The sequence below is a fragment of the Synechococcus sp. O70.2 genome, from assembly GCF_047462135.1.
Classification (GTDB): Bacteria; Cyanobacteriota; Cyanobacteriia; order Thermostichales; family Thermostichaceae; genus Thermostichus.
This window is the reverse complement of record NZ_JANSIS010000004.1, coordinates 118,507-131,857: the sequence shown is the minus strand read 5'-3', so window position 1 is coordinate 131,857 and position 13,351 is coordinate 118,507. Positions and strand designations below refer to the sequence as shown.

The window sequence follows — 13,351 nt, the reverse complement described above, 5'->3', positions numbered from 1 at the left end:
TCTAGGTTTGGGATCCCCGTTGTTGCTCCAGGTAGCGCCGGAAGGTCTCCGGTGGGATAGCCCCCCGGTAGGCCCCACAGTAGTAGAGGGTGAGCACCGCCTTGTAGGCCCAGTCGGTCGCCACCACGTCTGGGAAAGGGCTGGGCAGGGTATCGGCTTGGTTGGCGGCGCAGGCTTGCAAAATCCGCTCCGTGGTGAGCTGTTCTGCCAAGTCCGGAGGGAGCTCCCGCAGGTTAGCCTGGGCCAGAACCGCTCCCGGCAGGCACAAGCTGGCGAGGGTTGCTGCCCAAAAAGCGCGAGTGAAGAGGTGTTGCCAGTTCATGGCTCTCAAAGGGAAGAGTTGACAAGTGCTTTCTCTAGGGTAGTACGAGCCAGAAGAGCGCCTGGATGGGAGTAAACTCCCTCAGATCCCGCTTCTGGCATTAAGATGCAGGAAAGGGAGAGTGGGATCGCAAGCTGCCAATGGTCTCCCTGCATGGCCATGTAGAGCTGAGAGCGCGATAGGTCGAAGCCAATGAGTCGAAGCCAATGAGTTTATCGCAAGGGCCGGGTTTTGATGGGGTGGATCCCCCGGATCCGAAGCTGATCGATGCCTGTGTGCATTGTGGGTTTTGCCTGACCACCTGCCCCAGCTATCGCGTCCTCGGCAAGGAGACGGATTCGCCGCGGGGCCGCATCTACCAGATGGACGCCCTCAATCAGGGCCAAATCTCTCTCTCAGCGGCAGTGGTTTCCCACTTCGACACGTGCCTGGGCTGTTTGGCCTGTGTAACGGCTTGCCCCTCGGGGGTGCGCTACGACCGGCTGATTGCCGCTACCCGACCTCAGATTGAGCGCAACTACCGCCGCAACCTCTGGGATCGACTGTACCGCCAGTTGATTTTTTTCCTCTTCCCCTATCCGGAGCGGCTGCGACCGCTGCTCTGGCCCCTCTGGCTCTACCAAAAGATGGGGATCGGCGCCTGGATCCGCAAGGGGCTGGAAAAAATCTCCCCGCGGCTAGCGGCCATGGAATCGCTGCTGCCCCCTTTGCAGGTGGAGCACCTTTTGCCCAAGCGCTATCCGGAGCGGATCCCGGCGGTGGACGAGCGCCGCTTTCGCGTGGGGCTGATTCTTGGCTGTGTGCAGCGCCTGTTTGCCCCCCAGGTAAATGAGGCCAGCATGCGCGTCTTAACCCACAATGGCTGTGAGGTGGTGATCCCACCTGCCCAGGGCTGTTGCGGAGCCTTGCCCCACCACCAAGGGCAATTGCAGCAGGCGAAAACTCTGGCCCGCCAGATGGTGGATGCTTTTGCTGTCTACGACTTGGATGCCATTCTCATCACTGCCTCTGGCTGCGGGCATACGCTGAAGGAGTACGGCCACATCCTGGGTAAGGATCCCCACTACCAAGAGAAAGCAGCCCAGTTTGCGGCCAAAGTCAAGGACATCCAGGAGTTTCTTGCTCAGGTGGGGTTGACCGCTCCTCTCCATCCGCTGCAGCCGGATCCCTTGGTGCTGGTCTATCAGGATGCCTGTCACATGCTACACGGGCAGCGCCTTAGCCAGGAGCCGCGCCAACTGCTGCGGCAGATCCCGGGCCTGGAGCTGCGGGATCCCGTCGATGCTGCCCTCTGCTGTGGCAGCTCCGGCGTCTACAACCTGCTGCAACCCGAGGTGGCGGACGAGCTGGGATCCCAAAAGGTGGCCAACCTCCTCAACACCGGCGCCCAGGGGATCGTCTCCGCCAACATCGGCTGCCGCTTGCAAATCCAAAAGCACCTGCGCCTGCAAGGCAAGGCTGGGATCCCCATCTACCACCCCATGGAGCTCTTGGACCGGGCTCTCCAACCGCCCACTCCAGAGCTAGCCAAGGCAACTGCCTAGCTAGAGCTTGAGAGCGGCGCGGGGATCGTAGGACTGGATGCGCTGCAGCTTTTCGTAGAGTTCTCGTTCCTCCTCCGAAAGCCGCGTGGGCAAATAGATCTGAACTACCGCGTAGAAGTCGCCCCGCTCCCCGTTGCCCTTGGGAAAGCCCCGCTCTGCCAACCGCAGCTTTCGCCCTGGTTGCGTCCCTGGCGGGATGCGCAGCTTCACCAGCCCGTCTAGCGTGGGCACCTCCACCTGGGCGCCTAAAACCGCCTCGCTGGGACTAAGCGGCAGGTCGCAGTAGACGTCAAACCCCTCTAGGCGGTAGAAGGGATGCTCCTTCAGCTCGATCTTGAGGTAGAGATCGCCAGCGCCCCCGTTGGGTTTGGGGTGGCCCTGGCCGCGCAGGCGAATTCGCTTGCCCGGCGTGATTCCCGGTGGGATGCTCACCTCAAGCACGCGATCCCCGCCCACCCGCAGGCGGCGCTTTCCCCCCTCAAACGCTTCCGAGATGGAAAGGTGGAGGGTGGCCTCCGCGTCGTAGTTGGCATTGGCCGAAGGACTGCTGCGGTCTTTGCCAGAGCTGCGCACTCGCCCTAGCAGTTGATCGATAAAATCCTGAAAGTCTTCAAACTGGTCGAAATCGACGCCCCCTCCCCCCAAGCCAAAGTCCTCGCCAAAGGAGCTTTCGCCAAAGGGGCTGCTGTAGGTCTCTCGCCGGTAGCGAAAGCCACCCTGCTGGTGGTACTGGCTGAATTGGTCGTACTGCCTGCGCTTGCTGGGATCGGAGAGAACCTCGTAGGCTTCGTTGATGTCTTTAAACTTTTCCTCAGCAGTTTTGTCGTTGGGGTTGACGTCTGGGTGGTATTTCCGCGCCAAGCGACGATAGGCCTGCTTGATCTCCTCAGCAGTGGCTGTCTTGCTAACCCCCAGAATTTTGTAGTAGTCCTTGAAGCTTTGCATGGAGGCATCCGCAGGCAGAGGGCTACCAACCCCGAAGAAGGAAGGAGGCGGGCTAGTGACCCTTGCCCATTCCCTCCCTCCTCCTGTTGAAACTGGCACCAGAAGCCGGATCCCTCCTTCCTAGAGGGATCCCGCAGGGGTTACTTGGCCTCAGTGAAATCGGCGTCGATGACGTCATCGCTGCCGCCGGCAGTCTTCCCTGCGCTAGAAGTGGAGCTAGAGGAAGCGCCAGCTTGCTGATAGAGCTCGCTGCTCATGGCGTAGAGAGCCTCCTGCAGCTCCCGCTCCTTGCTTTGGATGGCGCTGTCGTCATCGCGCTGGATGGCCTCCCGCAGCTCCCGCACCAGGGTTTCGATTTGGCTGCGCTTGCTGGAGGAGATCTTGTCTCCCAGCTCCTTCAACTGCCGCTCGGCCTGGTAGGCCAGAGAGTCGGCCTTGTTGCGGCGCTCGATTTTCTCGCGGCGGGCGCGGTCTTCGGCGGCGTATTTTTCCGCCTCGGCAATCATCCGCTCCACCTCTTTGCTATCGAGCGTGGAGGCGCCGGTGATGGAGATGCTCTGCTCCTTGCCGCTTCCTCTGTCTCTAGCCGTTACCTTGAGGATGCCGTTGGCGTCGATATCAAAGGTCACCTCAATTTGGGGCACACCCCGAGGAGCGGGTGGGATCCCTTCCAGCCTAAAGCGGCCCAGCGATTTGTTGTCGCGAGCCAACTCCCGCTCCCCTTGAACCACGTGGATTTCCACCGAGGTCTGCCCATCTTCCGCTGTGGAGAAGATCTCCGACTTGCGGGTGGGAATGGTGGTGTTGCGCGGGATCAGCTTGGTGGCGATACCGCCCAGGGTTTCCACCCCCAGCGACAGGGGAGTGACATCCAAGAGCAGCACGTCTTTCACCTCGCCCGCCAGCACCGCGGCTTGGATGGCAGCGCCGACAGCCACCACCTCGTCGGGGTTGACGGTTTGGTTGGGCTCCTTGCCCAGCAGTTCCCTCACCAACCGCTGTACCGCCGGAATGCGGGTGGAACCACCCACCAGCACCACTTCGTTGATGTCAGCCTTGGTGAGCTTAGCATCCCGCAGGGCCTGCTCCACCGGACCTTTGCAGCGCTCTAGCAGGTCGGCGCAGAGGTGCTCAAAGTGGGCGCGCGAGAGCTTCAGCTCCAGGTGCTTCGGACCGTCGGCAGTGGCAGTGATGAAGGGCAGGTTGATGGTGGTCTCCAAGACGCTGGACAGCTCAATCTTGGCTTTCTCAGCAGCTTCTGTTAGCCGCTGCAGGGCCTGCCGGTCTTGCCGCAGGTCGATCCCTTCCCTGCGCTTGAACTCTTCGGCCATCCAGTCGACGATCTTCTTGTCGAAGTCGTCGCCGCCCAGTTGCGTGTCGCCGCTAGTGGCTTTCACCTCAAAGACCCCATCTCCTACCTCGAGAATGGAGACGTCGAAGGTACCACCGCCCAGGTCAAAGACAAGGATGGTCTCGTTGGTGCGCTTATCCAAGCCGTAGGCCAAGGAAGCCGCGGTCGGCTCGTTGATGATGCGCAGCACCTCCAAGCCAGCAATGCGGCCTGCATCTTTGGTGGCCTGCCGCTGGGAGTCATTAAAGTAGGCAGGCACGGTAATAACGGCTTGGGTGACCTGTTGACCCAGGTAGCGGCTGGCATCTTCGACCAGCTTGCGCAGCACCATGGCCGAGATTTCCTCGGGGGCAAATTCCTTGTTCATGCGGGGTGAGTACAACTTGACATTGCCCCGCTCATCCCGCCGCACCTGGTAGGGAACCCTCCTGGCCTCGGCGCCCACCTCGTCGTACTTGCGCCCGATAAACCGCTTGACGGAGTAAAAGGTGTTCTCGGGGTTGAGCACTGCCTGGCGACGAGCCATCTGACCCACCAGGCGCTCCCCATCCTTGGTAAAGGCAACTACCGAGGGTGTGGTGCGGCTCCCCTCGGCATTAGCAATAACCGTGGGGACACCCCCCTCCATTACGGCGACAACCGAGTTGGTTGTGCCCAGATCAATTCCTACAACTTTTCCCATCGGCTCCTTCTTCTCCTCTTTGTGTGTACAGGACTTCGGTTACCGCCGCCAGCCCATCCGCTTGTGGGGTAGCTTGGGCAGCCAACTTGCGAAAATCTGGCAAAGGCTTAGCCATTTCCTGAGCCGATCTTAACCAGGTGGTTGGCAACGCTAGGGCGAGAATGCCGCCCATTTCTGGGGGTTGAAAAGCCGACCTGTTACGGATCTCCGTACCTGCGGGGTTGGGGAGTCGGAGCTTCGGGAGTGGGGAGAAAAACTCATCCAGGGCCGCCACCGCAAGAGTTGCAGGCCCAGACCAACTTCACGTCGCCAATCACCCCTTTGCTGAGGAGCAGCCAGGCGTTCGTGCCCTTCCCCGCAGGGTTACAGCGGGGATCCATCGAGGCAAAAAAGAGCATTAGTGAGAAAGACTAAGAAAAACAGCAAAAGAAAGAGAAAGAGAGAGCTTGCCGCTAGAGCCTTTTTCAAGGAGCTCTCAAGCCCAAAGCCTTATCTGGCAAGGCTTAGGCGGTTTCCGGCACAGCCTCCCTGCTTGGGAAAAATCTTGACGCCTTCTGAAATAGAGCAATATATTGTGGATTCTGTGCGGAAATCCTGCGCTGTTCACATCTCGGTATCTGGGGGACTGCTATGCCGACTTTGACTCGTTCTCCCTGGACACTGCGAGACAGCGAAAAGCTCTATCGCATCTGCTACTGGGGGGAGCCCTACTTCCGTATCAACGCCGCTGGTCATGTGGAGGTAACCCCACAGGGCCTACAGCAGCAGGAACCGGGCATTGACCTGTACCACCTGGTGAAGGATCTGGTGGCGCGGGGTTTGCAGTTGCCGTTGTTAATTCGCTTTCCCGAGATTGTGGCCGACCGCATGCGGCAGCTTTGCCAGAGCTTTCAGCAGGCCATTGAGCGCTTTGGCTACCCCAATGTCTATCGGGGGGTTTACCCGGTCAAGGTGAACCAGCAGCGCCACCTGGTGGAAGAGGTGGTGAAGCACGGCCGCGCCTACCATTTTGGCCTGGAAGCGGGATCGAAGCCGGAGCTGTTGATCGCCCTAGCTCTGCTGGACACTCCCGGGGCTTTGCTCATCTGCAATGGCTACAAAGACCGCGACTTTATGGAAACGGCCCTCTTGGCCCAGCGGCTGGGGCGCACGCCCATCATCGTCCTGGAGCGGCTGCAGGAGCTGGAGCTGGTGCTGCAGGCTGCCGAGCACCTGGGCATTGATCCCATGCTGGGGGTGCGGGCCAAGCTTTCTACCCAAGGCAGCGGGCGCTGGGGCACCTCGGCCGGGGATCGGGCCAAGTTTGGCCTTACAGCGACGGAGATTTTGCAGGTGGTGGAACGGCTGCGGGAAGTCGGCAAGCTGCACTGTCTGCGCCTATTGCACTACCACATCGGCTCGCAGATCTCGATGGCGAGTGTGCACGGGCGGGCTGTGCGGGAGGCCAGCCAGATCTACATTGAACTCGTCAAGCTGGGAGCGCCGATGGGCTACCTGGATATCGGCGGCGGCTTAGGGGTTGACTACGACGGATCCCAGTCCGCCAGTCATTTCTCCCAGAGCTATAGCGTCGAGGACTACGCCGCCACCGTGGTGCAGACAGTGCTGACCACCCTGCAGCCGCATGGGATCCGGCCACCGGTGCTGGTTACCGAAAGCGGGCGGGCCTTGATGTCCCACCAGTCGGTGTTGGTCTTTGACGTGCAGGATGTCAATGTGGCTAGCCCCTACCCCATGCCTACCCAGCTCACCTCCAGTGCAGAGGTGATCCAGAAGCTAAACCAGCTCTACTACGAGATCCGGCCCGATACCCTAGTGGCCGATTATCGCCGCTGCCAGGAGCTAAAAGAAGCTGCCCTGCGCCAGTTCATCGAGGGATCCCTCAGCTTGCAGGAGCGGGCCGAGGTGGAGCGGCTGTTTTGGAACTGCTCCGACAAGATCTGCACCTTGGCCTACGAGCAGTACCAGGCAGGGCAGCCCGTGGCTGTAGATCTCCTGGAGCTGGACGAGATGCTGGCCAGCATCTACTACGGCAATTTCTCCCTGTTCCAGTCCCTGCCGGATAGCTGGGCCATCGGCCAGGTCTTTCCCATCATGCCCATCCACCGTCTGGACGAGGAGCCGCGCCAATGGGCTACCTTGGCGGATCTAACCTGCGACAGCGACGGCAAGATCAACCGCTTCTTTGGCGAAGACGGCCAAATCACCTCGGTCTTGCCGCTGCATGATCCCGACGGGCAGCCCTACCTGCTGGGGGTGTTCTTGGGGGGTGCCTACCAGGAGATCCTGGGGGATCTGCACAACCTCTTTGGCGACACCAACGCGGTGCATGTCCGCACCCGTCCTGGCGGCTATCACGTCTCCCAAGTGATCAAGGGAGACACGATTGCTGAGGTGCTGAGCTGGGTGCAATACACCAGCGAAGACCTGGTGGAAGCCCTGCACCACGCCACTGAAGCCGCGCTACAAAGGGGGCAGATCACTCTAGAGCAGGCTAGGGCGCTGCAGCAGCACTTTGAAGACAACCTGCGGGCCTACACTTACCTGCACCGCTAGCTGCCCCTCTGCCATCCCGGCTTTAGCTCGTAGGGGTGTAGGGGTAGCTGAGATCTGCGCTGTACTCAGTGCCGGGAGTAGGTCACGGAAGGGGTGGGCTCTATGGCCCCCTTTTTCTAATGACAGCTTCCGGCCTGAGCAGAGGTGCTCCTTACCCGGCAATCTGAACCAGACACGGGTTTGATCCACAGCCAACCAAAAAAAGCAGCGTCACGTCAGCCATCCCTGCCCGCTGGCAACGTACTCTCAAGCCCGGCGAAGAAAGTTGACCAACGCCAACAAAACCAAAGCCCCAACGGTTGCCATCAACAATTTCCCCAGCAGACCTGTAGCCCATAAGCCGAGCAAGTTGAAAAGGTATTCTCCTACAACTGCTCCGCAAATGCCGACAATGATGTTACCAATCAGGCCAAAACCGTAGCCGCGCTGGATAGACCCTGCCAGCCAACCGGCAATTGCCCCGATCACTAGAGACCTTAGTACGCTTTCCATGCCCTTTGCTCCTTCTTTTCCCGAGACAAATCCACTCCACCTCCAGCTTCTTTCGAAGTCGAGACAGAGCCTGGCAGCGACATGATAACTACAGGGATCCCTTGCTGTCCACGGCTCCCCAGCTCTACAAAAGGAAAGACTGGCAGGGTGAGATCTGCCAGCCTAGGTTAGTTCCCTGGAAGTGAGCTGAGAGCGTCGTTGCCAACGACTTCAACCCAGTTCCAGTCTCTGCCGTTTCCCCCCCTCCCGAAGTGATCCGGATCACGCGGCAAAGGTTCTTTAGAAGCGGCCCTGCTCCCCACCTCTGACCGACAAAGGTCAAAGCAATGGAGGCAGAGCCCTAGAACAAGGGCAATTGCTGCTCTTCCCAGTCGGCGGGGCTTGGAGGATCCACCTCCTCCTCGTTGGCATTCCCTTCCGGCAAGGGATCTGCTGCTTCCGCCAGCAACTGACGGGCAGCCGCCAGCAACTCGTTGCGCAAGGGGGCCAGATCGCTGCGGTCAGCTAGATACTGCTCCAGAGCCGTCAGGGGCTCTAGATGTCTGGGATCCAAGCCCGGCAAGCGGATGCGGCCAGGGCTGACCACTTCTGGGGCAATGGTGTAGCTGAAGGCAGGGGCAAGGGCTTGGTGCAGAGCCCGCTCGTCAATGCCATCGAGCTGGTCGGGGCGAAGGCGGTAGATGAGGCGTAGGATGGAGCCGGCTACAGGGGCCTTGGCAATGGCCTCCAGGAGTTTGGCTTGCACTTCTTGGGGGGGATAGGGGGTGAGATCGAGGCGGATGGTGTGAAAGGCGCGGGCGGGCAAGGGCAAAAATTCGTAGCTTGCTCCTGTGGCCGTAACCTCTGCCACTACGCAACCTTTTTCCTCTTTTTCCTCCCCGAAGTCCACCCGCTCGATGCTGCCGGGATAGATCACCAAGGGATCCCGACAGAGCACCTGGTGGCAGTGCACATGCCCCAAAGCCACGTACTGGTAAGCTGGCCGCGCCAGCAACCAGAGGGGCACCGTCAGGCCTTTGCCTACCGAAAGATGCCGCTCGGCCCCGTAGCGGGCTGTATCTACCATTACATGGGCTAGTAAAATTGCCGGGATCCCGGGCCGTAACCTGCGGGCCTCCCCTTCCAGCGCCAGATCCAAGCGCTGTAGCAGCTTCTGGGTCAGCCCTTCAGGGTCAAGGCCCAAGCCCTCTTGGCGGGCCAGTAGGGTGGAGCGGTTTAGCCAAGGCAGGGTGGTCACCTGGACTGGGCCGCTGCGAGTTTCAATCCAATGGGTCTGCAGCCGATCCCCGACGACAAACCCCGCCACCCCTAAGGCCCGGTAGATGGCTAGGCTGTTGCCCTCCTGGCCCTGTCCGTATTGGTCGTGGTTACCCACCAAGAGAACGGTCGGGATGCCGGCATCAGCCAACCGGCGAAGCTGCTGGGCAAAGAGTTCTTGGTGCCGAGGGGGCGGCGTCGCATCGGGAAAGGCATCTCCCCCAAACAGAACTAAGTCCACAGCTAGATCGAGGGCAAGGTCAATGCACCGCTGCAAGGAAGCCACAAAATCCTCCAAGCGGGTGTTCAGTCCCGTGGCCGGGTTGATGGAGCCGTAGGCTAGACCACTGCCCAAATGGACATCGGAAAAATGCAACAGCCTCACCATCTCAGCCGCCCTTCTCTAAATTCCAGGCCCAGCCTGGGATCCCTGCCTAAGCTAAGTTTCTCGGCGCGGCCGGGCCCACTCTAGCCGCAAGGGCCGACCCATAAATTCCTGACCGTTGGCAACGTTAATGGCTTCTTCTTCCTCCGCCTTGGTGGCCAACTCCACAAATGCAAAACCCCTTGTCTGGCCGGTTTCTCGGTCTCTCGGGATCGTAACTGACTTAACGTTCCACCGCTGCTGGAAGAAGGCTTTGAGCTCTTCAGTTGAAGCTTTATAGTTTAGGTTTCCCACAAAAATGGTCATAGCAATGTAAGCAAGGCAAGGCACAGGTCAGGAGGAGCAGCAGCCCCAGCTCAAGGTACTTCACTTCTACCATGACGCCTTGCTCGCTTGCCCAAAATAACAAGACGTAAAGGGATCCCTGCTCAAAAAGCTTCGCATCTCCCTATCCGAAATGCGCCCTCGTCAAATCTGTAGAACTGGACTTTTTCTGCTACTTCGTTGAGATCTCCCTCCCCCACCTAGCTACCAGGACTTGGCATCTTATTGCAGCTTGTTAAGGGAGATTGTTAAGATATGTGTTATCCTGACTGCGTCGCGCGTCAGGGGCAGGTTTGGAATAGCCCAAAGCAAGTCTCTGACCTACCCCCAAGCCTCTCGAGGTGACGATAATGGAGGAAACGCCAGGTCTTTCTTTGGAACAAGAATTTCGCCAGCGGGCTTTTGAGATGCTGGTGGCTCGCATGAGTCCCGAGCAAGCTAAGGACATCCTGGTCAAGCTGCACAAGCAAATGCTGCTGCAGGAGGCCACCTATCGCCAGTTGCTGCGCCAGTTCCTCAACGCCTAGGGGTGTATGCATGCCCTTTCATTTCCCACCTGGTGGATTCACGTGGCCAGCGTCTTGGAGTGGCTGGCGGCCATCGTTTGGGTGTGGCAGTTTGGGGAGCGAACGGGGCGCCCCGAATGGCGAAGCCTGAGCTGGGCGATGCTGCCGGCGCTGGTGGGAGCCATGTGTGCCATTACCTGGCACTGGTTTGACAACGACCCCAACTTGGAGGGGCTGGTGACTGCTCAGGCTGGGTTTACCCTGCTGGGCAACTGTACGCTGGCGTGGGCAGCCTACCGCATTTGGCGAGCCGAGCAGGCGGAGGAACGAGATCCCAGCTAAGCAATGAACAGCTTGTTTGCTCTCTCTCTGTTTCCCTACTTGCTCTTTTTGTTCTTCCTGTCGCGGCTGCGCCGGATCCCGCGCTTGGCGGTGGCGGGCTTTTGGCTGCTGCTGCTTTTTGTTGCCGTCAGCATCCCAGCAGGGTTGTACGCCCAGAAGCACTACGGCACTTCTTTAGCCAATGTGGATCCCCTCCATGGAGGGGCAGAGGCTTTTCTCACTCTCTCCAACATTTTGGTGGCCTTGGGCTTCAAGCAAGCCCTTGACCAGAAGGCCCAGGGATCCCCGAACAGCCCTGAGCAGTCGTGAGTCCTCAGGCCTAACTTCCAGGCGTCCCCGGGGTTTGAGCAAGTGTAGAATGAGGGGGCCAGCTAGACAACCTGATGTTTGTCCTTGTAAGAGACCTGCCCGATGGTGGCCACGCTTTCTGTCCCCAAAGTTAAACTCAAAAACCCACCGCTGCGCATCTATCGCATGGGGGACAAGGTGCTGCGGCAACCGGCCAAGCGGATTAGCCAAGTCAACGACGAGATCCGCCAATTGGCGCGCGATATGCTGCAGACCATGTACAGCGCTGATGGCATTGGTCTGGCAGCGCCACAGGTGGGCGTTCCCAAGCGCTTGATTGTGGTGGACATCTATCCCGACAAGCCAGAAGTGCCGCCGCTGGTACTGATTAATCCGGAGATCCGCCAGTACCTTGGCGAAACGGTGGCTGCTCAGGAGGGTTGCCTAAGCATTCCAGGCGTCTTCTGTGAGGTTCTACGCGCCCAGGGAGTGGTGGTGTCGTTTAAGGACGAAAGCGGACGGCCCCGCACAATCCAAGCCGATGACTTGCTAGCGCGGGTCATCCAACACGAAATCGATCATCTCAACGGTGTGCTGTTTGTTGATTACGTGGAAAACGAACTGCTGCTGGATCAGGAGCTGCGCAAGCATGGCTTCCAGATGCAGGATGTGCAACGCAGAGCTAATCCCCTTGCCGCTCCTGCCCTGAAACCTCGCTAGGTTATTTGCGCAGGCGCTGGGCCAAGAGCTGCTCCTCCAGGGCGGCAATGCGGTTGTAAGCAGCAGTTAGCTGCGCGCTCAAGCGCTGGATCTGAGCCTCAGGGGCAAGATCATAGGTCGGCTGGCGGTTGCCGACTACAGGCGGATCCTCCTCCAGCAAAAAGTTATGGCTCCCATCTCCAACCAAGTCGGCGTTTAGGGTGCTATAGCAGGAGGAGGCGGGCACAGCTTTTTTGGCCTCTTGCCGCGCCAGCAGGGCAGCGGCCACCTGCTCTGGCAGCCGTTCAATGGCAGCTTTTAGCTCCTGAATTTGCCCCTCCAGACGCTCAAAATAGTGCTGCAAGGTTTCGCTCATAGCTGCCCCGCTCTTAACTCTTTACTCCCATTGAAAGAGACAGGTTTCTATCCCTCCCTCCCTTCGCCCAGATCATTTAACGATTGAACAAAAAATGCAGGATTCCCTCCCCTCCTCCCCTCAGCGAGGTTACACCTTGCCCGTGTTTGCAGTGGCTGCTGCCAAGGCAGCCTTTCACCACCTCCTCAAGATTCCCTTGCCCCAGGAGGGTGGTTGTCCCGTCGTGGCAGTGCAGGTGGAGCCTGAGGTGGGATCGGTCAGGATCCCGGTGGAGCAGGTGGCCACGTTGTCGGAGAACACCGCTTTAGCCATCACCCGCTCGGATCCCGGCCCTCACCTGGATCTCACCCGCAACACGCCGGTCTGGGGGTGGGTGGCTCTGGAGGAAAAAGATCCCACCGCTCCCCCTTTGCTTCTAGAAGCTGGCGAGGGGCTAGGGCGACACGCTGACGGCAGTCCAGCCATCTCTGCCTACGCCCGGCGTCTGTTTGAGGTCAACCTTTTGGCAGGGATCCCGGAGGGTTATCGCCTGCGGGTGCGCATCATCTTGCCGGAAGGCAAGCTGCTGGCAGAACGCACCTCCAATGCTGCTTTCGGGGTGCTGGAGGGGCTAGCGCTGGTGGGGACGCGGGCGGAGGTGGAGCCCTCTGCCAGTGCCGAAAGTCTGGAGCAAGCCCGGCAAGAGCTGCAACAGAAGCTCGAGCAGCACAGGCAGCTGGCCTTTTGCCTAGGCAGCCACGGGCAACAGGTAGCCCTGCGGCAAGGGATCCCGGCAGAGCAAATCCTGCGGGTAGCCAATTGGGTAGGGCCGCTGCTGGTGGAGGCGGCGCTGCGGGGGGCGGAGGCCGTTCACTTGATTGGCTACCACGGCAAACTCATCAAGCTAGCAGGCGGCATCTTCACCACCTCCAGCCATGTGGCCGATGCCCGCCTGGAGATTCTGGTGGCAGCCTTGATCCGCTGTGGGGGAGCAGCCGAGCAGGCGCGACGGCTGTTGGAGCTGGGAACGGTGGAAGCAGCAGTGCAGTACCTAGAAAGCCTGGGTTGGGCAGAGCCGGTGCTACAGGCCCTGGCTTGCCGAATCTGCGAGCGGGCAGCAGCCTATGTGCAAAAGTACGCCGGCCGATCCCTAGCGTTGGCGGTAACGTTGTTTGATCGACAAGGGCAAGTTTGCGTGCAGGTAGGGCAGGGACTTAAACCTCAGTCTGCTCAAACCCTCTAGTGGTTTTCAGCAACTCTAGGCGCTGAGCTAGGTTGGATCCGAAGCTACCCAGGGATCTCC

General features: G+C 59.7%; 14 protein-coding genes. 7 read left to right on the top strand and 7 right to left on the bottom strand.

The annotated features are described in order from the left end of the window. Position 1 precedes the first annotated feature (1 nt). Entirely contained in the window at positions 2-322 is a 321-nt protein-coding gene (locus NW812_RS06170; protein ID WP_414395015.1) for a hypothetical protein, read from the bottom strand. 206 nt (positions 323-528) lie between these two features. Between NW812_RS06170 and NW812_RS06165 the strand changes: the two genes are divergently transcribed. Next, positions 529-1,866 carry a (Fe-S)-binding protein gene (locus NW812_RS06165; protein WP_414395013.1) on the top strand — a complete coding sequence of 446 codons (1,338 nt, stop codon included), beginning with the start codon at positions 529-531 and terminating at the stop codon, positions 1,864-1,866. On the opposite strand, the gene NW812_RS06160 is transcribed toward NW812_RS06165, so the two are convergent. Beyond that, entirely contained in the window at positions 1,867-2,811 is a 945-nt protein-coding gene (locus tag NW812_RS06160; RefSeq protein WP_414395011.1) for a DnaJ C-terminal domain-containing protein, read from the bottom strand. It abuts the gene before it with no gap. A 140-nt stretch (positions 2,812-2,951) separates the two neighbouring features. Next, a complete protein-coding gene (gene dnaK, locus NW812_RS06155; protein ID WP_414395010.1) occupies positions 2,952-4,844 on the bottom strand; it encodes a molecular chaperone DnaK in 1,893 nt (630 codons plus the stop codon). A 630-nt stretch (positions 4,845-5,474) separates the two neighbouring features. Here dnaK and speA point away from each other — a divergent pair. After that, entirely contained in the window at positions 5,475-7,400 is a 1,926-nt protein-coding gene (speA, locus tag NW812_RS06150) for a biosynthetic arginine decarboxylase (protein WP_414395009.1), read from the top strand. Between the two features lie 246 nt (positions 7,401-7,646). On the opposite strand, the gene NW812_RS06145 is transcribed toward speA, so the two are convergent. From NW812_RS06145 to NW812_RS06135, 3 genes are all read right to left on the bottom strand, one after another. Beyond that, a complete protein-coding gene (locus NW812_RS06145; RefSeq protein WP_414395007.1) occupies positions 7,647-7,892 on the bottom strand; it encodes a GlsB/YeaQ/YmgE family stress response membrane protein in 246 nt (81 codons plus the stop codon). Between the two features lie 340 nt (positions 7,893-8,232). Continuing rightward, complete coding sequence (locus NW812_RS06140; RefSeq protein ID WP_414395006.1) at positions 8,233-9,537, bottom strand: metallophosphoesterase family protein; 1,305 nt, start codon at positions 9,535-9,537, stop codon at positions 8,233-8,235. A gap of 51 nt (positions 9,538-9,588) precedes the next feature. Further along, positions 9,589-9,840, bottom strand: coding sequence for an RNA recognition motif domain-containing protein (locus NW812_RS06135; protein WP_414395004.1), 252 nt, complete (start codon positions 9,838-9,840; stop codon positions 9,589-9,591). Positions 9,841-10,208: 368 nt separating this feature from the next. Here NW812_RS06135 and NW812_RS06130 point away from each other — a divergent pair, with 368 nt between their 5' ends. The 4 genes from NW812_RS06130 to def all read left to right on the top strand — a co-directional run bounded on the left by NW812_RS06130 (position 10,209) and on the right by def (position 11,714). Beyond that, positions 10,209-10,385 (top strand): NblA/ycf18 family protein, encoded by a 177-nt coding sequence (locus NW812_RS06130; protein ID WP_414395003.1) that lies wholly within the window; start codon positions 10,209-10,211, stop codon positions 10,383-10,385. A 6-nt stretch (positions 10,386-10,391) separates the two neighbouring features. After that, entirely contained in the window at positions 10,392-10,706 is a 315-nt protein-coding gene (locus NW812_RS06125) for a DUF2499 domain-containing protein (RefSeq protein WP_414395001.1), read from the top strand. A 3-nt stretch (positions 10,707-10,709) separates the two neighbouring features. Then, positions 10,710-11,015 (top strand): DUF3593 domain-containing protein, encoded by a 306-nt coding sequence (locus tag NW812_RS06120; RefSeq protein ID WP_414395000.1) that lies wholly within the window; start codon positions 10,710-10,712, stop codon positions 11,013-11,015. 102 nt (positions 11,016-11,117) lie between these two features. Continuing rightward, positions 11,118-11,714, top strand: a complete 597-nt coding sequence (gene def / locus NW812_RS06115; RefSeq protein ID WP_414394998.1) for a peptide deformylase — start codon at positions 11,118-11,120, stop codon at positions 11,712-11,714. Between the two features lies 1 nt (position 11,715). Here def and NW812_RS06110 read toward each other — a convergent pair whose 3' ends face one another. Beyond that, on the bottom strand, positions 11,716-12,069 hold the full coding sequence (locus tag NW812_RS06110) for a hypothetical protein (protein ID WP_414394997.1): 354 nt from the start codon (positions 12,067-12,069) through the stop codon (positions 11,716-11,718). 94 nt (positions 12,070-12,163) lie between these two features. Between NW812_RS06110 and cbiD the strand changes: the two genes are divergently transcribed. Continuing rightward, the gene (gene cbiD / locus NW812_RS06105; RefSeq protein WP_414394996.1) at positions 12,164-13,291 is read left to right on the top strand and encodes a cobalt-precorrin-5B (C(1))-methyltransferase CbiD; all 1,128 of its coding nucleotides are present in this window, start codon (positions 12,164-12,166) and stop codon (positions 13,289-13,291) included. The last annotated feature ends 60 nt before the right edge of the window (positions 13,292-13,351 follow it).

Excerpts from the sequence above, each read along its gene's own strand:
- NW812_RS06170 (WP_414395015.1), bottom strand. The coding sequence starts at position 322 with ATGAACTGGCAACACCTCTTCACTCGCGCTTTTTGGGCAGCAACCCTC.
- NW812_RS06165 (WP_414395013.1), top strand. The coding sequence starts at position 529 with ATGAGTTTATCGCAAGGGCCGGGTTTTGATGGGGTGGATCCCCCGGAT.
- NW812_RS06160 (WP_414395011.1), bottom strand. The coding sequence starts at position 2,811 with ATGCAAAGCTTCAAGGACTACTACAAAATTCTGGGGGTTAGCAAGACA.
- dnaK (WP_414395010.1), bottom strand. The coding sequence starts at position 4,844 with ATGGGAAAAGTTGTAGGAATTGATCTGGGCACAACCAACTCGGTTGTC.
- speA (WP_414395009.1), top strand. The coding sequence starts at position 5,475 with ATGCCGACTTTGACTCGTTCTCCCTGGACACTGCGAGACAGCGAAAAG.
- NW812_RS06145 (WP_414395007.1), bottom strand. The coding sequence starts at position 7,892 with ATGGAAAGCGTACTAAGGTCTCTAGTGATCGGGGCAATTGCCGGTTGG.
- NW812_RS06140 (WP_414395006.1), bottom strand. The coding sequence starts at position 9,537 with ATGGTGAGGCTGTTGCATTTTTCCGATGTCCATTTGGGCAGTGGTCTA.
- NW812_RS06135 (WP_414395004.1), bottom strand. The coding sequence starts at position 9,840 with ATGACCATTTTTGTGGGAAACCTAAACTATAAAGCTTCAACTGAAGAG.
- NW812_RS06130 (WP_414395003.1), top strand. The coding sequence starts at position 10,209 with ATGGAGGAAACGCCAGGTCTTTCTTTGGAACAAGAATTTCGCCAGCGG.
- NW812_RS06125 (WP_414395001.1), top strand. The coding sequence starts at position 10,392 with ATGCATGCCCTTTCATTTCCCACCTGGTGGATTCACGTGGCCAGCGTC.
- NW812_RS06120 (WP_414395000.1), top strand. The coding sequence starts at position 10,710 with ATGAACAGCTTGTTTGCTCTCTCTCTGTTTCCCTACTTGCTCTTTTTG.
- def (WP_414394998.1), top strand. The coding sequence starts at position 11,118 with ATGGTGGCCACGCTTTCTGTCCCCAAAGTTAAACTCAAAAACCCACCG.
- NW812_RS06110 (WP_414394997.1), bottom strand. The coding sequence starts at position 12,069 with ATGAGCGAAACCTTGCAGCACTATTTTGAGCGTCTGGAGGGGCAAATT.
- cbiD (WP_414394996.1), top strand. The coding sequence starts at position 12,164 with ATGCAGGATTCCCTCCCCTCCTCCCCTCAGCGAGGTTACACCTTGCCC.